This window comes from Sorangium sp. So ce362 (assembly GCF_051519845.1).
Lineage (GTDB): Bacteria > Myxococcota_A > Polyangia > Polyangiales > Polyangiaceae > Sorangium.
The window spans coordinates 5,013,024-5,030,418 of record NZ_CP150332.1 but is presented as its reverse complement, the minus strand read 5'-3'; the positions used below and the strand labels follow the sequence as shown (position 1 = coordinate 5,030,418).

Sequence of the window (17,395 nt, the reverse complement as noted above, 5' to 3'; positions counted from 1 at the left end):
TTATTTGCGGGCCGCGGCGCGGCTGCGCGGGGGCTGCGGGCCGCGGCGCTTGGCCGCCGTGAGCACCTCGCGCAGGTATGCGCCGGTGTACGACGCCTCCTCCTGGGCGATCTCCTCCGGGGTGCCCGCCGCGACGACCGTCCCGCCGCGCTCGCCGCCCTCGGGGCCGAGGTCGATCACCCAGTCGCTGCAGGCGATCACGTCGAGGTTGTGCTCGATCACGAGGACGGTGTTCCCGGCGTCGCGCAGGCTCGTGAGGCTCGCGGTGAGCACCTCGATGTCCGAGAAGTGCAGGCCCGTCGTCGGCTCGTCGAGCACGTAGAGCGTACGGCCGGTGGCCTTGCGCGCGAGCTCGCGCGCGAGCTTCACGCGCTGCGCCTCGCCGCCCGAGAGCGTCGTCGCGGGCTGACCCAGCGTGATGTAGCCGAGGCCGACCCGCGCGAGCGCCGCGAGCCGCTCCCGGACGCGGGGGAGCGCCTCGAACTGCTCGATCGCCTGCTCGACCGTGAGGTCGAGCGCGTCCGCGATCGACATCCCGCGATAGAGCACCTCGAGCGTCTCGCGGTTGTACCTGCGCCCCCCGCACGTCTCGCACGTGACGAAGATGTCGGGCAGGAAGTGCATCTCGATCCGGAGCACGCCGTCGCCCTGGCACGCCTCGCAGCGGCCGCCCTTCACGTTGAACGAGAAGCGGCCCGCCTTGTACCCGCGCGTCCTCGCCTCCGGGAGGCCCGCGTAGAGCTCGCGGAGAAGCCCGAAGACGCCCGTGTACGTCGCCGGGTTGGACCGCGGCGTGCGGCCGATGGGGGCCTGGTCGATCGAGATCACCTTGTCGATGTGCGAGAGGCCCTCGATGCCGTCGCAGGCGCCGATCGGGGCGGAGCTCCGGTACAGCTCGTTCTTCGCGGCCGGCAGGAGCGTGTCGACGATGAGGCTCGACTTGCCCGAGCCCGACACGCCGGTGACCGTGCAGAAGAGGCCGACCGGGATCTCGGCCGTCACGTTGCGGAGGTTGTGCGCCCGCGCGCCGGCCACGCGGATGAAGCGCCCGTCGGGGCGCAGGCGCTTCGTGGGGATCGCCAGCTGCTTCTTGCCGCTGAGGTACGGGCCCGTGATCGACGCGGGATCGGCGCTCAGCTCCTCCGGCGTGCCCTGCGCTACCACGTTGCCGCCGTGCACCCCCGCGCCCGGGCCCATGTCCACGACGTGGTCGGCCGCGAGGATGGCGTCGCGATCGTGCTCGACGACGATCACGGTGTTGCCGAGGTCCACGAGCCGCCGGAGCGCCTCGAGCAGGCGCGTGTTGTCGCGCGCGTGCAGGCCCACCGAGGGCTCGTCGAGCACGTAGAGCACGCCGACGAGCGCGGCCCCGATCTGCGTCGCCAGGCGGATGCGCTGCCCCTCACCGCCGGAGAGCGTCTGCGCGGAGCGGTCCAGCGTGAGGTAGTCGAGCCCGACGTCGATGAGGAACCCGAGGCGCGCGATCACCGCCCGCAGCAGCGGCTCGGCGATCGCGCGCTCGCGCGGAGCGAGCCCGCTGTCGGCCGGGGCCTCGCCCGCGGCGGCTCGGTCGCCGGAGGGCCGCGGCGCCCCCTCCTTGGGCGGCATGAGCCCCTCGAGGAAGACCCGCAGCGTGCGCAGCGGCAGGGTGCCGACGTCCGCGATGTTGCGCTCGCCGAGGCGCACGGCGAGCGCCTCCGGGCGCAGGCGCCTGCCGTCGCAGGCATCGCACACCCGCGTGATGACGAAGCGGCCGATCTCGTCGGAGAGCGCGGCACTGTCCTCGTCGAGATCGGCCTCCTCCTCGTCGGCGATGGTGGGCTCGCCGTTGCTGAGCAGGCGCTCGAGCCGCGGGATGATCCCCTCGTAGGCCGCCTTCTTCTTCCCCCGGCCGCCGGCGCCCTGGGCGTCGCTCCCGTCGAGGATCGCTTGCCGCACGCCCGCCGGCAGCTTCGCCCAGGGGACGTCCGGATCGCAGCCGAGCGTGCTGACGGCGCGCTCGGTCTCCGTGGCGAGCGAGAGCGAGCCGCGGCGCCCCCACGCCACAACGGCGCCCTCGCGGAGCGTTCGCCGCGGATCGGGGACCACGCGCTCGGGATCGATGCGGGTCCGCGCCCCGATGCCGTCGCAGGCGGGGCAGGCGCCGTGCGGGCCGTTGAACGAGAACATCCGCGGCTCGATCGGCGGCAGGGAGATGCCGCAGTCGATGCACGCGAAGCGCTCGCTCATCCAGAGCGGCTCGATCTTCATGCCGTCGCTGGAGATGTCGACGAGCAGCCTGCCTTCGCCCAGCTTGAGGGCGAGCTCGACCGAGTCGGTGAGCCGACCCTTGATGCCCTCCTTGACCACGATCCGGTCCACGACCACGTCGAGGTCGTGGGCGCGCGTTCGGTCGAGGACGATCTCGTCGCCGAGGTCGACGATCTCGCCGTCGATGCGCGCGCGCACGAACCCCTCGCGGCGCAGCCGCTCGATGTCGAGCTTCAGCTCGCCGCGCCGGCCCCGCGCGATCGGCGCCATGATCGTGACCCGCGTCTTGTCCCCGAAATCGAGGATGCGGTCGACGATCTGCTGCACGGTCTGGGCCTCGATGCGCTTGCCGCACGCGGGACAGTGCGGGGTGCCGACCCGCGCGAAGAGCAGGCGGAGGTAGTCCGAGATCTCGGTCACCGTGCCGACGGTCGAGCGCGGGCTCTTGGCCAGCGCGCGCTGCTCGATCGCGATCGCGGGCGAGAGGCCCTCGATCGACTCCACGTCGGGCTTGGACAGCTGCTCGAGGAACTGCCGCGCGTAGGCGGAGAGCGACTCGACGTAGCGTCGCTGCCCCTCCGCGTAGATGGTGTCGAACGCCAGGGACGACTTGCCCGAGCCGCTCGGACCGGTGATCACCACCAGGCGGTCGCGCGGAAGCGACACGCTGACGTTCTTGAGGTTGTGCTGCCGAGCGCCTCGAACGACCAGTCGATCCATAGGGGGAACCGGAGAGCTATCACACACGGAAGCGGGCGTGGCGCGCTCCTGCTCGTCGCGCCCCGCTCCCCTGGCGCGTCTCCCCGCTTTCCCGGAGGGCGCGTCACGTTTCCCGCTCGCCCGACGCGCGCGGCCCATCTTCCCGCTCTTCCGGCGTGCAGCGCGTCGAGACGCACCGCGCCGGACATGGTCTTCCGGATGTCTTGCAATTCTTCTCACGTCGCTGTGCCGCGAGCTGGATTATGAGGGGGCGCGCGGGGTGACGTGGAAGCGCAACCAAGGAGTCTCTTGATGGCGGTCGGCGCCGGTGCTGCGCTCGGCGCGGTCGCGCTCCTGGCGCGGTACGCCCCCGAGCTGGACGCGCTGCTGCTCATGCCGCCCGCTCCGCCCGGGCGCTCCGCAGCCCTTCCTGCCGCGCCGCGTTCCACGGGGCCTGCGGCGCTGGCTTTCCCCTCGCCCGGCGCGCCCGCTCGCCCGGAGGAGCCGGCCTCGTCCGCTCCGGGCTCGCCCCCCGGGCCGGCCCCGCTCCCGCGGGGCGCGAGCCCGCCGGCCTCCGCGGCCCCGCTCGTCGATCCCTTCGCGGACGATCCGGTGGCGCGCGCCGCGTGTCCGGCCGACATGACGCTCGTGGACGGCGATTTTTGCCCGTCTCTCCCGTATGTCTGCGCTCGCGCTGGCGACGGGATCGGCCACGGCTGCGCCGAGTACGCGCGCGGCGCGCGCTGCCGGGCTGCCGTGGACCACCGGCGCTTCTGCATCGACCGCCACGAGTGGCCGAACCGGGTCGGCGAGCTCCCGCGCGTCTATGTCGACTGGTACGAGGCGAAGTCGCTCTGCGCCTCGATCGGCAAGCGGCTCTGCCGGCGCTCCGAGTGGATCCTCGCTTGCGAAGGACCGAAGCGGCTGCCTTATCCTTGGGGATTCGTGCGCACGCCCAGCCCCTGCAACATCGATCGCGCGGCGATCGCGTTCGACATCGACGCGATGCTGGACGAGGCGACCCGCGAGGGCGAGATCACCCGGCTGTGGCAGGCCGATCCGATCGGGTCGCACCCGAGCTGCATCAGCGCCTACGGGGCGTACGACCTGTCCGGCAACGTCGACGAGTGGACCGACAACCTCGCCGATGATCCGGGCACGCCGCGCCCGGCCACGCTCAACGGCGGCTACTGGGGCCCGGTGCGGAACACGTGCCGCCTCACGACGGGGGGGCACGGGCCGACCTTCAGCTTCTACCAGGCCGGCTTCCGTTGCTGCGCGGACACGGTGGACGGCGTCGTCACGCCGCCGCCGCGGCCGTTCATCGAGCGCGACCGCGAGAAGGACGGCGTGTACGACTGACATGCGCGAGCGCCTCGCCTTCGTCGCCGCTCTCGTCGTCGCCGCCCTGGTGAGCGCGCTCCTCTTCGCCCCGCGCTTGCAGCGGCGGCCGGAGCCGCTCGACCTCGCGAGCGCGGCGCCGCCGGCGAGCGTCCCCGCGCCGGAGCCGGCGCCGGCGCCGCCCGCGCTCGCGCCTCCTCCGCCCCCGCCGCTCCCTGCGTACGTGCGCGTCAACCCCGCGAGCGCCGCGGCGTGCCTCGAGGGGATGGTGCTCGTCGACGGCATCTACTGCCCCTACGTCGGGCACCGCTGCGCGGCGTACATGGACGAGGCGAAGGATATCTGCGCGCGGTTCGAGCCCGAGGTCCTCTGCGAGGGGCGCCTCCAGCACCGGCGCTTCTGCATCGACGTGTTCGAGTACCCGAACATCGAGGGCGTCCACCCGGCGGTGATGGTCAACTGGCTCGACGCGAAGCGCGCCTGCGAGACCGAGGGCAAGCGGCTCTGCTCGGGCGAGGAGTGGGAGTTCGCGTGCGAGGGCCCGCAAATGTGGCCCTATCCCTATGGAATCGCTCGCGATCCCGAGGCCTGCAACATCGACAGGAAGATCGCGATGCCCGTGCTCGAGACGTTCTCCGACCCCTGGAAGATCTCGGCGGAGGTCGAGCGGCTCGACCGCCGGGTCGCGTCCGGCGAGATGCACCGGTGCGTGAGCCCGTTCGGCGTGCGCGACATGACCGGTAACGTCGACGAGTGGATCAACAACGAGCTGGGCAAGCTGGACGAGAAGCCATTTCGATCGACGCTGAAAGGTGGCTACTGGGGGCCGATCCGCTCGCGGTGCCGCCCGGTCACCTCGACGCACAACCGGTGGTTCCGCTTCTATCAGGTCGGGTTCCGGTGCTGCGCCGACGCGCTCGACGGGGGCAAGGCCGTGGCCCCCGCCGCCAAGACGGCCCGCATCCCGCACCGCAGCCCGATGGTCGATCCGGGCGGGCGGCAGGGGCCGTGAGGGGATCGCCGCCCGGGCGGGCCTGGCGCGGGCGGCTGCGCGCGCCGCCCGCGGCCGGCGCTGTCGGGAGGGCGATCCACCCCGGAGCGCCATGGAGCCGCTGAGAAGCTGAGAACCGGTGGCGCCCGAACCGCTCCCCTTCCAACTGCGCGCGGGTTGGACTACGTTGTCGGCCGGTGCGAAAGTGCGCGGACCCGATCGGGGCTTCGCTCGTGCACCAGGGCCTATAGCTCAATCGGTCAGAGCCCCCGGCTCATAACCGGGCTGTTCCTGGTTCGAGTCCAGGTGGGCCCACGAAAGCCACGAAACACAAGGAGACAAGGAAGCACGTGAGCATCCGCGAGCAGATCGCATTCCTCGAAGAGCTGTCGGCCATCGACAGCGAGATCCGCCGCATCGATGAGCAGCTCGACAAACAGCGCGGCAGCCTGGAAGGGATGCGGTCCGAGCTGAAGCGGCTAGAGGAGCGGTTGAAGGCCGATCAGGAAGCCCTGGCGACCATGGAGAAGACGCGCTCCGAGCTCGTCATCGAGTTCCGCCAGATGTCGAACCAGATCGAGCGCTCGCGGGAGAAGCTGCAACGCTCCCGCAACGAGCGCGAGTCGAACGCCGCGCAGCGCGAGATCGAGGAGCTGCGCAAGCTGCACCGCGATCGCGAGGAGGAGATCGAGCGCCTGAACTCGGCCTCCGAGGGCGCGCGCGTGGCGATCGAGCAGGCGGAGGCGAAGCGCGTCGAGCTCTCGGGGGCGATCGACGGCAGCGCGCCGGGGACGCAGGCGTCTCTGGCCGCGCTCGAGGCCGAGCGCGCGCAGCGCGCCGAGGCGCGCCAGCAGGTGGTCAGCCAGCTGCCGGTCGTCCTGTACCGTCGCTACGAGTCGATCCGCACACGCAGGCCCGTCGCGATCGCCCGCACCTACGACGGCACGTGCCTCGGCTGCCACCTGTCCGTGCCGCCGATGATATTCCAGAAGATGCGTCGCCAGGACGAGTTCGAGCGGTGCCCTAACTGCAACCGGATCCTCTACTACATGCCGCCAGAATCCGCGCCGGGCAGCTCGCCGCCCGCGGACCCTTCCCGCGCCTGATCCCGGGTGCGGATTGAAGACCTGCTCCGCCTGCTTCCGGCTCTTTTCGCATGACAGCGGCTTCTGCCCGGTCGATGGGCAGCGCCTCATCCCCGTCGCCCAGGCCTCGCCGCCGAGGCACCGGGAGGACCGGCGCGTCGGCGCGACCCTCTGCGGCGGGCGCTACCAGGTCTGGCGCATCGTCGCGGACGGGGGCATGGGGCGCGTCTACCAGGCGCTCGATCTCCAGGTCGGCCGCAGCGTCGCCCTGAAGATCCTCCACCCCGAGGTCGCGCTCGACGAGGTGAGCGTCGAGCGCTTCCACCGCGAGTTCCAGGTCAGCGCGTCGCTGCCCCACGAGCACATCGTCGAGGTGCTCGCCTTCGAGCGGACCGAGGACCACAGCTTCGCGCTGGTCATGGAGTACCTCGAGGGGGAGGAGCTGCGGACGGTCCTGAAGCGCGACAAGGTGCTCCCCCCCGAGCGCCTGGTGCGGATGCTGTCGCAGGTCGCGCTCGGCCTCGTCGAGGCCCACGAGCGCAAGGTCGTGCACCGCGATCTCAAGCCGGACAACATCTTCCTCGTCGGCACGCACGACGGCGACCGGGTGAAGATCCTCGACTTCGGCAGCGTGCGCGACAACAGCGAGGGCGCGAAGAAGCTGACCGTCGTCGGCACGACGATCGGCTCGCCCTTCTACATGTCGCCGGAGCAGGCGCAGGGGCTGCTCGCGCTCGATCATCGCGCCGACGTCTGGTCGGTCGCGGCGATCGTGTTCGAGTGCGTCACGGGGCGTGTCCCGTTCCAGGCGTCGACCGGCCCGATGATCCTCGTCAGCATCATGGGCAGCAACCCGATGCCCCCGAGCGAGGCGGGCAAGGCGTACGGGGTGCCGGCCTCGCTCGATCCGGTGATGGAGGCGGCGTTCATGAAGAGCCCGGAGGCGCGCCTCCCGTCCGTCGGTCTGCTGGCCGATCGCGTCGGTCAGGCGTACGGCCTCGCGGGGTCTCACCGTGACTGGGCGTGCATGCCGCAGAAGGAGCTCGCGGCGCAGATCCGCGCCGCGATGCCCGCCATCCTGGCCCGCCACGACCCAGGCTCCGCGGGCGCGGCCGTCGCCCGCGCAGGGCGACCGCCCGTCGCCGCGGTCGCCGCACCGTCGCCGGGAGCGGCCGACGCGTTCGCCGAGGATATCGTGATGGGGGTGCCCCAGCGCTTGCCGCGGTGGGTCGTCCCCGCGGTGGCCAGCGCGGCCGTGCTGCTCTGCGCGCTCGTTGCCCTGCTGATCGCGCGCTGAACTGTCGCGCTGGGGACGCGCCCGCCCGGCGCCGCAGCGCGTGAAGACGTCCATCGCCGCAGCGCGTGAGCCCCGCCAGCGCCGCGGCGCGGTGCGCCCGTCCTCACGGGCGCCGGGAGCCCCCGGTTCGCGCGGACGCCGCCGCTGTGTTATTTGTGTTGACCATGAGCACCCATCCTTCAACTCGGACCCGCAAGCCCCGTTCCGCCGCGATGTGCGTGATCGCACTCTCCGGGCTCGCCGTCCTCGGCTCGGGCTGTAGCCAGAGCGAAGCGGCGACCTCCCGCGGCGCCGCCGATGTGCCTGCGGCATCACCCCAGGGCGGAAAGTCGAAGGTCGAGGATGCGGTCTACACCCTCGAGATGAAGCCGGCGGGGACGTACAAGGCCGGCCAGGAGGGGGTCGTCGAGGTCTCGCTCCTGTCGAAGGGCGACTACCACATCAACGACAAGTACCCCATCAAGTTCAAGGTCGCTGAGGCGGCCGCCGAGGGCGTCACGTACCCGAAGCCCCTGCTCAAGCGAGAAGACGGCGCGTTCGAGGAGAACAAGGGCACGCTCAAGGTCCCGTTCGTCGCGGCCAAGAAGGGTAAGACCAAGGTGGCGGGCGTGCTCTCCTTCAGCATCTGCAGCGCCGCGAACTGTCTGATGCAGAAGCAGGAGCTCGAGGCGGTCATCGACGTGCAGTAGGCACAACGGTAAACTCGGCCCCACGTGAATAACGACACCTCAGGTAGCCGGGGGGGCCAGCCCAGCGAGGTCGGCCCCAGCCAGACAGTTCAAGGCAGCGCAGCTGAGCGGGCCCGAAAGGCCCTCTCCGAGCTCGACACCATCGCCTCGTCGATGGCCCGGCGCTTCAGCGAGGAGCAGCGGGTCCTCTCTTTCCAGCAGTACCTCGAGCTGTTCGCATCCAACCCGGTCCGCTTCGGGCGCGACGCGGCTCGCTACGTCCGCGACATGTTCGATCACTTCGGCACGCGGACGATCAAGAAGCCCTGGGGTGAGCTGACGCGCTTCCAGCTGTTCGATCTCCCGTGGGAGCTCCCTCCGACCGGGCCGGAGCAGCAGGGCGCGATGGCGTCGGCCGCCTACCACGGGCGGGATTTCGCGCTGATCGGCCACGAGGAGCTCCAGGCCGAGGTCTACCGGGTGCTCTGCAACTTCGTGCGCGAGGGCAGGGCCAACCGGCTCGTCCTGATGCACGGGCCGAACGGATCGGCGAAGAGCACGCTCGCCGCCTGCATGCTGCGCGCCCTGGAGCACTACTCGACGCTCGACGAGGGCGCCGTGTACCGCTTCCACTGGGTGTTCCCGAGCCGCAAGACGATGCGCGGCTCGATCGGCTTCGGCGGCGACGTGAAGGCGAGCGCCGCGGACGGCACGAGCTACGCCCACCTCGAGGACGATCAGATCGACGCCCGGCTCGTGATCGAGCTCAGGGACCACCCGCTCTTCCTGCTCCCGGTGCGCGAGCGGCGGGCGCTCATCCTGAAGCTCTACGAGGACGCCGGCGCGGCCGAGCCGCCGCCCGAGTGGCTGATGAGCGGCAAGCTGTCCCACAAGAACCAGCAGGTCTTCGAGGCGCTCCTCGTGGCGAGCGGCGGCTCGCTCGTCGAGACGCTGCGGCACGTCCAGGTCGAGCGGTACTTCATCTCGCGCCACTACCGCATCGGCGCCGTCACGATCGGCCCGGAGCTCTCGGTCGACGCCGGCGAGCGGCAGATCACGGCGGATCGCTCGCTCGCCTCGCTCCCGACCTCGCTTCAGGCCACGACGCTCTTCGAGGCGCACGGCGAGCTCATCGAGGCCGCCGGGGGCATGCTCGAGTTCAGCGATCTCCTGAAGCGCCCGCTCGACGCCTTCCGCTACCTCCAGCTCACGCTGGAGACGGGCGAGGTCAGCCTTCCGCAGCAGACGGTGCAGACGAACGTCGTCATGATCGGCAGCGCCAACGACGTGCACCTCAACGCCTTCCGGGAGCACCCGGAGTTCCCGAGCTTCCGCGGGCGCTTCGAGTTCCTGCGCGCGCCCTATCTCCGGAGCTACCTCGACGAGCAGACGATCTACGACGCGCAGATCGTCCCGTTCGTGACCCGCCACGTCGCCCCGCACGCGACGCGCGTCGCCGCGCAGTTCGCCGTGCTCACCCGCATGCGTCAGCCGGAGGCGAAGCGGTACCCCGACGCGCTCGCGCCGCTCGTCTCGAGCCTCACCGCCGTCGAGAAGATGGAGCTGTTCGCGACGGGAACGGCGCCGGAGCGGTTTGACGTCGAGGCGCAGAAGGTCCTGCGCGCGGGCATCGAGGCCATCTACCACGAGAGCGATGCGTCCGTGGACTTCGAGGGGCGGCTCGGCGTCTCGCCGCGCGAGGTGCGGTCGCTCCTGCTCGACGCGGCGCAGAGCGCGGACCACACGTGCCTCTCGCCGTTCGCCGTGCTGTCGGAGCTCGACGCGCTCTGCAAGCGGCAGGCGGAGTACGACTGGCTCAAGGAGAAGCAGCTCGCGGGCGGCTACCACGACCACCGGCTCTTCCGCGAGGTCGTGCGCACGCGCCTGCTCGACACGCTCGAGGAGGAGATGCGGACGGCCAGCGGCCTCGTCGACGAGACCCGCTACGCCGAGCTGTTCGATCGGTACATCTCCCACGTCGGCGTCTGGGTGAAGGGGGAGAAGATCCGGAACCCGCACACCGGCGACTTCGAGAACCCGGACGAGCGCATGATGCGCGAGGTGGAGGCGCTGCTCGGCGTCCGCACGAAGCACGACGATCACCGGCGCGGCTTGATCTCGGCGATCGCCGCGTGGGCCATCGATCACCCGGGCCAGAGGATCGTGAACGCGGTCGTGTTCCCGCAGCAGATCCGCAAGGTGCGGGAGGCGGTGTTCACGGAGCGGCGCAAGGGCGTAGCGCTGCTCGTCCGCGACCTGGTCGCGCTCCTCCGCGACGCGCAGAGCGACGGCAAGTCCGACAAGGGCTGGGGCGAGCTGCGCGAGGAGGAGCGCAGGAACGCGACGCGCGCGCTGGAGCGGCTGCGCGGGATGGGCTACTGCGACCGCTGCGCGCTCGACGCCGCGAGCGCGCTGCTCCGCGCGCGCTTCGCGGAGCTCGTCACCTGAGCCGAAGCATGCTCATCGACTCGCACTGCCACGTCGATCCGCAGCATTTCCGCGAGGGCGCGGACGCCGTCCTCGACCGCGCGCGGGCCGCCGGCGTCGACGCGTTCGTGGTCGTCGGCGTCGACGCCGATCTCTCGGCGGCGCGCTTCGCCGCGGATCTCGCGGCGCGGCGCGCCGACGTGCACGCCGCGGTCGGCGTCCATCCGCACGACGCCTCCGCCATGGACGACAGGATGCTCGCGGAGATCGAGGTGCTCGCGCGCCGCCCCGAGGTCGTGGCCGTCGGCGAGATCGGCCTCGACTACCACTACATGCACTCGCCCAGGGACACGCAGCAGCGCGTCTTCGCCGACCTCGTCGCCCTCGCGCGGAGGGTCGAGAAGCCGATCGTCATCCACACGCGCGAGGCGCCGGAGGACACGCTCGCGATCCTGGAGCGGGCAGGGGCGAGCGACGTGGGCGGCATCATCCACTGCTTCTCCGAGGATCGCGCGTTCGCCGAGCGGGCGCTCGCGCTCGACTTCGACATCTCGTTCTCCGGCATCGTCACCTTCAAGAGCGCGCGTGCGATCCAGGAGGTCGCCGCGTGGGCTCCCGGGGACCGGATCCTGGTCGAGACCGACAGCCCCTACCTCGCGCCCGTGCCGTTCCGCGGAAAGCGGTGCGAGCCAGGGCACGTGCTGCACACGGCCCGCTTCGTCGCGGAGCTCCGGGGCGAGCCCTTCGAGGCGCTGGCCGCGCGCACCGCGGAGAACACCCGCCGGCGGCTGCGGCTCCCGAAGGCCGACGCGCTCGCCTCGCCCACCGTCTGAGACGAGCCCGCGCCAGCGGCGCCGCCGGGCTCGCCTCGTGCGAGTTTCAAGGCATAGTGACAGGACGATGGCGCAGAGGTCACGCGACGGCCGCCGGATCGCATCCGCGTGGGCGCTCTCCGTCGCTGCCCACGCCGGGCTTCTCGGGGCAGGCGCGGTGGTCGTCGCGAGCTCGCTCTCGGCGCGGGAGGTGACGCTCGCGCGCACGGTCGGAGCGCCGGCGGCGATGAGCGCGCCGATCGAGATCGACCTCCCCGTGGTCTCGGACGGCACGCTCGACAGCGCCGCCGCGATCGCGCCCGAGCTGCCCGCGAGCCTGGCGCGTGGCGGAGGGGAAGCCGCGGCGCGGCCGGACACGGGCACGAGCGGCCGCGGCGGCACCGAGGCGGCCGAGCTGCCGGCGCTGAACCTCGCCGACAGGGACGACGCGACGTTTCTGTCTCCCGAGGTCCGCTCACGCCTCGACAGGAGCCAGATCCAGCGCATCCGCTCGTCGTCCCATCGCGCGTCGCGCGAGGACTGGCGAGCCAGCCGGGAGCCCATGGAGCTCACGTTCCTCGCGGGCGGCCGCGTCGGCAGCCGGGCCGAGCGACGTGCCGCGTCCGAGCGCGATCCGTCGGTCGGGGCGCGCGACAGCGGGGCGCCCGAGCGTCGGGGCAGCGCGCTCGGCGCAGCTGCCCGGCCCGCGGGCGTCGAGCGCGAGGTCGACGTGTCCGGCGCACCCGGCGCGACGCTGTCCCTCGGCGCGAGCCCGCGCGCGGTCGGCGGAGCCGTGGAGGGCGGCGAGCGCTCGTCCGCGGGGCTGGGCGTGCGCGACGGGCGGCCCGGCGCGGATCATCGCGACAGCGCGGCGGTCCCGCTGGCGCGGCCGAGGGTCGCCGTGGGTACGCCCTCGGTCCCCGCCGACGTCGCGGGGCGCCCGAGCGACACGGTCGACAGCGAACAGGAGGTGGCGACGGCGATCCAGTCGCTCGTTCATGCCAGCTCGGCCGGTGGCGCGCGCGGGCTCGGTCCGGGCGGAGAGGCGGGGCCGGGCGCGATCGGATCGGGCGGCGTGGCGGGCCGCGGCGCGCGCTCCAGCGCGCTCGGCTCGGGGCGCGGCCGGCTGCTCGACAACGATCCCCTCGATCGCCGGCGCAACCTCTACATGCGGCAGGTCATGGCCAAGCTGCACCCGCTCTGGGCTGACGCGTTCCCCAAGTGGGCTGCGGGCGAGGGGCTCCAGGGGACCGTGATCGTGACGTTCGTGATCCGCGCGGACGGGACGGTCGAGAGCGCGTCGGTGACGCGGCCGAGCGGCATCCCCGAGTTCGACGAGAACTGCCGGCGCGCGGTGCTGCGCGGCGCGCCGTACCCGCCGGTGCCCCCCGAGCTCGGTGAGAGCTTTCGGTGGTCGATGCCGTTCGAGGCGAGGAACCCCGCCGTCCTGCCGAAGCACCCCGCCGGCGACCGATGAATCGATGAATCGACGAGGTCGATGAGCCCGACGCCCCGATCGACGCGTGTCGACGGCGGGGTCGCAAGGGCAAGACATCGCTTGACAGGCTGGGAACGGGGCGGTACTAGTCCGCCCTCACTTTTGCCGAAGTAGCTCAGCTGGCCAGAGCAGGCGTTTCATACGCGCCGGGTCGGGGGTTCGAGTCCCTCCTTCGGCACCAGCAATGGTGACAGTCGGCCGCTGGCCTCCCTGAACTCAGGGCCAGCGTTTGCGGCGAGCTCCTCAAGGCCGGACGTGGACGAGGGATCCTTCCTCGCCGCTGCTGTGCACGGCGTGCCAGCCATCGGGGAGCGCCGGTTCGGCCCACAGGAAGATGCGCCGCGCATCGACGGGCGTCAGCGCGATGTCGTGAAAGCCTTGCGCTTCGCCGACCCCGGCGCCCCAGTACATGCCGGTGATCGCGTGGCCTGGCGCGAAGTCCATCACCCACGGGGCGTCGGCGACGTCGAAGCTGTCGGCCACCTCGCGCGGGTCGATGTTGCGCGTCACGTGCTTGCTCCGCACGCGGAAGGTGCCGCGCGCCGTGGACGCGCTCGATGCGGGATCGCGGAGCTGATCGCGTCCGGACGAGATCAGCGTGGCGTAGATCGGCTTCTGCCCCTCGTAGGCCGTCAGGGTCTGGTTGGCCAGGCTGACGTCGAGCCAGCGCTGCGAGCCCTTGGCGAACTCGGGGAGCTTGGCGCGCCGCACGATGACGACGAGATCCTGAGAGCGCAGCCAGAAGCCGTCGCGTGCCTCCTCGAAGCGGACGCCGGCCACCGTCCTGAACTTGCCCGTGAGCGGCACGCCCGTGTGCCGCTCGAGCTCCTCCTCGTTGAGAGTGGCCTTGCCGTGGCCTATCGACCACGTGTTGACGTCGTGGCGATGCACGAACGCCACGGGCAGCCCGACCTTCTCGACGTCGAGGCCGTGCCACGGCGAGCCGAGCGCGGCCCGCAGCCGATCGGCCGGGATGAGCCGTCCGTCCGGCGTCACGCCGAGCCTGCGGCCGTCCGTCTCTCCCGCCGTGAAGGTGCGGGTGATCGCGACCCCGCTGCCCTTGCGCAGCGCCACCGTCTTCATCGCGGAGCGCAGATCGACGGGCGCGCCATCCTTCGCGCCGAGCTCGATGCCGAGCGCGGCGAGGGGTGGGAGCGGCGCGATCGCGTCGGCGAGCGGAAAGAGGAAATATCCGGCCTCGGTCCTCCGCCCGTCCTCGCCCACGCCCTCTCGCTGCGGCAGCAGCACCGGCGGTCCGGTGGCGATGCCGCGCTCATCCAGCGGGACGTCGTTGGCCGACGCGCCGAGCTGCGCGTCGCTGCGCTGCACGCGCTCGAGATGGCGCTCGAGATCCGGCTCGGCGTGCCGCAGCTCCTCGCTGCTCGGCACCCCGAAGTACGCCGGGGTTCCCTGGGTCCGCGCGCGCCCGTAGCGGTAGGGGAGGGGCCGCGACAGATCGGGCGGCGCCGGCAGCACCGCGACCGCGTCGGTGTGCAGCGTCGCGCCGTCGCCCACGCAGACGAAGCCGCGGGGGCGGATCGCGTACCACTCTCCGCTGCACCCCGCGCGTCCGTATGGCTCCGCGGATCGCACGACGGCGGCGCCTGGATAGAGCTCTCCGAGCCTGCGCGCGCCTGACTGCGGGCGCGCGAGCACGGGCGTCCCCGCGCGCAGCGCGATCAGCTTGGGCCCGTCCGCGGGCAGCGCGGCGACCTGGAGCTCGCCGCCGTCGCCCGCTTCGTCCTTCGACAGCTCCACCGATGCGCCTGCCGCCTTGCAACCGGACATGGCCAGCACGACGATCAGGCCTGCCAGCCCGTCGAGAAGACGCGGCCGGGCGCCGCCTCCGGAGCGTCGTGGCGCGCGGAGCAGCGGCGCCCGGAGGTCCGGAGGCGAGACCGGCCGGGAGAGCTCCGTCGGCAGGGAAGCGAGCGGCATCGGCCGACGCATGCCCGACTTGCGCGCCCTGGGCCAAGTTCCAGGGCGCCGCCTGCGTGCGTGCGCGACGTGCGCATCGCCCGCGCGCGTCCCGCCCGGCCGCTGGCGCCGTGCGCGCGACGACGCCATGAGATGCGCGTGCGCCTCCGCCCCGCGCTGGTGGTCCTCCTGCTCGCGCCCTACGCCGTGGTTTTCTATGCATTCCTGGCGCTGCGCCGCGCCACCGCGTCGTTCCGACCGCGGCACCCGTGGCGCACGTGGGTGAGCCCGAACCTCCTGATCGGCGGGTTTCTCCTCCCTGGCGACGTCGCCGAGCTCCGCCGCCTCGAGGTCCGCGCGGTGATCAACGTGTCGCGCGAGCTCTACGATCCGGTGCTCGCCCTGCGCGCGGCGGGGGTCGAGTACCTGCGCATCCCCTGCTGGGACATGTGCGCCCCCACGCTCGAGGAGGCCGCGCGCGGCGTGGCGTTCCTCGAGCGCCATCTCGGCGCTGGCCATCGCGTCCACGTCCACTGCGCGAGCGGCGTCGGGCGGAGCGTCACGCTCGCGCTCTGCTACCTCACCACCCGCGGCGGCCTCGAGATCGGCGAGGCGATCGCCCTGCTCGAGCGGCAGCGCCCGCGCGTCGCGCTGCGCCGGGTGCAGCGCGAGTTCGTCGAGCGGTACGTCGCCTGGCACCGCGCGCAAGCGGAGGCCAGCGAGCGCGCGTCGCCGCCCGCGATCACCTCCTGCGCAGCAGGGACCTCAGGCTGAAGAGCCCGAGCGCGGGCGCCGCGAGCGCGAAGGCCCCGCCGCATCCCGCGAGGACGAGCGCGGCGCCCCACGGCGTGGCGACGATCGGCTCCGGCAGCGCGGCCCTCAGCGCCACGCCGCAGCCGACCGAGACCGCCGTGAGCGCGGCGACGCGGCCGATCCGGACCTGGTCCAGCCCGAGCCCGCCGATCTCGCGCCGCACGCGGAGCGCGAGGGCGATCGCCTCGACCCACCCGGCGATGACGGCGCCGAGCACCACGCCGAGCACGTCGAGCCGCTGCATCAGGAGGAGCGCGACGCCGGTGCTGACGATCACGCGATAGAGCGCGTAGCGCGCCGGCGTCCTCGTGTCCCCCAGCGCGAACGAGGTGGTGATCAGCACGCGCCCCGCGGCGTTCCCGAGCAGCGCGAGCCCGTAGGCGCACACGAGCGGCTCGACCCGCGCGGTCGACGCCCGATCGAACGTCCCGGTCTGCAGCAGCAGCGTGATGAGCTCCCGCCCGAGCACCATGAACACGGCCGTCGCCGGCACGGTCAGCACGGTGATCCGCGCGAGCGACGCTCCGAGGCGGCGCGCCAGCGCCTCGTTGCGCCGCGCGACGTCCGCCTCGGCCGTGTCGCGCGCCATCTCGGGCAGCGCCACCGCGGCCTCCCCTGTGCCGAGGATGCTCATCGGCAACAGGTAGATCGTCTGCGCGTAGTTGAAGGCCGCGTTCGCGCCGGCGCCGAGGAAGCTCACGAGGAGCGTGTCGACGAGCCCGGAGACCTGGATGATCCCGCGGCCGAGCAGCGCGGCGGGTAGCTTCTCGCCCGCCTCCCGGACGCTCGGGTCGCGCGTGTCGAGGCGCGGCTTCAGCCCGCCGAGCAGCGAGCGCGCCGCGGGGAGCAGCAGCGCGAGCTGCAGCGCGGCGCCGGCGAGCGCGCTCCACGCGAGCGCCTCGGCGAGCGGCTCCCCGCGCATCCCGAGCCACGCCCCGCACACGAGCAGCCCCGCGATCTGGGCGGCGCTCCACGCGACGGGCGCGGCGTAGGGGAGGAAGAACCGCCGGTGCGCGTTCAGCACCCCGAGCCCCCACGCCGACAGCACGAGCAGGCCTGTCATCGGGAAGATGATTCGGACGATCCGCGTCGTGCTCGCGAGCTTGTCCTCGTCGAAGCCAGCCGCGACCAGGAAGGACAGCCACGGCGCGGAGATCACGCCGACGATCGACGCGGCCGCGGCGGCGACGAGCAGGAGCCCGAGCGCGGAGAGCGCGAAGTGCGCCGCGCGGCGCGCGTCGTTGGCCGCGCGGAGGCGCGCATAGACCGGGATGAACGTCGCCGAGAGCGTCCCCTCGCCGAGGAGGTTCTGGGTGATGTTCCCCGCGCGGAACGCCGCGGCGAGCACGTCGGCGAGCTCGGATGTGCCGAAGAAGTGCGCTGTCACCCGCTGGCGGATCAGCCCCACGAGCCGCGAGAGGATGATCCCCGCGGTGACCATCGCCGACGACCGCGCCGCGCTGGGCGCCGCCTCCTGTCCAGCGGCCGGCCGGCGCGCGCCGGTCGCCGCGGGAGCGCCCGGCGCTGCGCTCGCCGGCGCGGTCCCTGCCTGCGTGGCGGCGGGCGGATCGAGGTCGGGCGGCACGGCGCCGCTTCT

Annotated in this window: 12 protein-coding genes and 2 tRNA genes; 11 read left to right on the top strand and 3 right to left on the bottom strand. The window is 72.5% G+C overall.

Annotated elements, in window-relative coordinates:
• Positions 1 to 2,970: an excinuclease ABC subunit UvrA gene (gene uvrA / locus WMF17_RS19500; protein WP_437650702.1), complete on the bottom strand. Its 2,970-nt coding sequence runs from the start codon at positions 2,968 to 2,970 to the stop codon at positions 1 to 3.
• Between the two features lie 291 nt (positions 2,971 to 3,261).
• Here uvrA and WMF17_RS19495 point away from each other — a divergent pair, with 291 nt between their 5' ends.
• From WMF17_RS19495 to WMF17_RS19450, 10 genes are all read left to right on the top strand, one after another.
• Complete coding sequence (locus WMF17_RS19495) at positions 3,262 to 4,311, top strand: SUMF1/EgtB/PvdO family nonheme iron enzyme (protein WP_437603578.1); 1,050 nt, start codon at positions 3,262 to 3,264, stop codon at positions 4,309 to 4,311.
• Position 4,312: 1 nt separating this feature from the next.
• Positions 4,313 to 5,302, top strand: coding sequence for a formylglycine-generating enzyme family protein (locus tag WMF17_RS19490; RefSeq protein ID WP_437650701.1), 990 nt, complete (start codon positions 4,313 to 4,315; stop codon positions 5,300 to 5,302).
• Positions 5,303 to 5,522: 220 nt separating this feature from the next.
• Positions 5,523 to 5,596, top strand: a tRNA-Ile gene (locus WMF17_RS19485).
• A 35-nt stretch (positions 5,597 to 5,631) separates the two neighbouring features.
• Positions 5,632 to 6,387 carry a zinc ribbon domain-containing protein gene (locus tag WMF17_RS19480; RefSeq protein WP_437650700.1) on the top strand — a complete coding sequence of 252 codons (756 nt, stop codon included), beginning with the start codon at positions 5,632 to 5,634 and terminating at the stop codon, positions 6,385 to 6,387.
• A gap of 13 nt (positions 6,388 to 6,400) precedes the next feature.
• Complete coding sequence (locus WMF17_RS19475) at positions 6,401 to 7,663, top strand: serine/threonine-protein kinase (RefSeq protein WP_437603575.1); 1,263 nt, start codon at positions 6,401 to 6,403, stop codon at positions 7,661 to 7,663.
• Between the two features lie 212 nt (positions 7,664 to 7,875).
• Entirely contained in the window at positions 7,876 to 8,352 is a 477-nt protein-coding gene (locus WMF17_RS19470; RefSeq protein WP_437603574.1) for a hypothetical protein, read from the top strand.
• A gap of 24 nt (positions 8,353 to 8,376) precedes the next feature.
• The gene (locus tag WMF17_RS19465) at positions 8,377 to 10,779 is read left to right on the top strand and encodes a PrkA family serine protein kinase (protein WP_437650699.1); all 2,403 of its coding nucleotides are present in this window, start codon (positions 8,377 to 8,379) and stop codon (positions 10,777 to 10,779) included.
• A gap of 8 nt (positions 10,780 to 10,787) precedes the next feature.
• The gene (locus tag WMF17_RS19460; protein WP_437650698.1) at positions 10,788 to 11,591 is read left to right on the top strand and encodes a TatD family hydrolase; all 804 of its coding nucleotides are present in this window, start codon (positions 10,788 to 10,790) and stop codon (positions 11,589 to 11,591) included.
• A 67-nt stretch (positions 11,592 to 11,658) separates the two neighbouring features.
• Entirely contained in the window at positions 11,659 to 13,047 is a 1,389-nt protein-coding gene (locus tag WMF17_RS19455) for an energy transducer TonB family protein (protein ID WP_437650697.1), read from the top strand.
• 125 nt (positions 13,048 to 13,172) lie between these two features.
• A tRNA-Met gene (locus WMF17_RS19450) sits at positions 13,173 to 13,249 on the top strand.
• 62 nt (positions 13,250 to 13,311) lie between these two features.
• Here WMF17_RS19450 and WMF17_RS19445 read toward each other — a convergent pair.
• Positions 13,312 to 15,006: a L,D-transpeptidase gene (locus tag WMF17_RS19445; protein WP_437650696.1), complete on the bottom strand. Its 1,695-nt coding sequence runs from the start codon at positions 15,004 to 15,006 to the stop codon at positions 13,312 to 13,314.
• Between the two features lie 132 nt (positions 15,007 to 15,138).
• Between WMF17_RS19445 and WMF17_RS19440 the strand changes: the two genes are divergently transcribed.
• A complete protein-coding gene (locus WMF17_RS19440; RefSeq protein WP_437603569.1) occupies positions 15,139 to 15,759 on the top strand; it encodes a protein-tyrosine phosphatase family protein in 621 nt (206 codons plus the stop codon).
• On the opposite strand, the gene murJ is transcribed toward WMF17_RS19440, so the two are convergent.
• The gene (gene murJ / locus WMF17_RS19435; RefSeq protein ID WP_437650695.1) at positions 15,728 to 17,383 is read right to left on the bottom strand and encodes a murein biosynthesis integral membrane protein MurJ; all 1,656 of its coding nucleotides are present in this window, start codon (positions 17,381 to 17,383) and stop codon (positions 15,728 to 15,730) included. The genes WMF17_RS19440 and murJ overlap by 32 nt on opposite strands.
• Positions 17,384 to 17,395 lie beyond the last annotated feature (12 nt).

Bases quoted from the DNA above. Each gene is read 5' to 3' on its own strand.
- uvrA (WP_437650702.1), bottom strand. From the start codon at position 2,970: ATGGATCGACTGGTCGTTCGAGGCGCTCGGCAGCACAACCTCAAGAAC.
- WMF17_RS19495 (WP_437603578.1), top strand. From the start codon at position 3,262: ATGGCGGTCGGCGCCGGTGCTGCGCTCGGCGCGGTCGCGCTCCTGGCG.
- WMF17_RS19490 (WP_437650701.1), top strand. From the start codon at position 4,313: ATGCGCGAGCGCCTCGCCTTCGTCGCCGCTCTCGTCGTCGCCGCCCTG.
- WMF17_RS19470 (WP_437603574.1), top strand. From the start codon at position 7,876: ATGTGCGTGATCGCACTCTCCGGGCTCGCCGTCCTCGGCTCGGGCTGT.
- WMF17_RS19460 (WP_437650698.1), top strand. From the start codon at position 10,788: ATGCTCATCGACTCGCACTGCCACGTCGATCCGCAGCATTTCCGCGAG.
- WMF17_RS19455 (WP_437650697.1), top strand. From the start codon at position 11,659: ATGGCGCAGAGGTCACGCGACGGCCGCCGGATCGCATCCGCGTGGGCG.
- WMF17_RS19445 (WP_437650696.1), bottom strand. From the start codon at position 15,006: ATGCCGCTCGCTTCCCTGCCGACGGAGCTCTCCCGGCCGGTCTCGCCT.
- WMF17_RS19440 (WP_437603569.1), top strand. From the start codon at position 15,139: ATGCGCGTGCGCCTCCGCCCCGCGCTGGTGGTCCTCCTGCTCGCGCCC.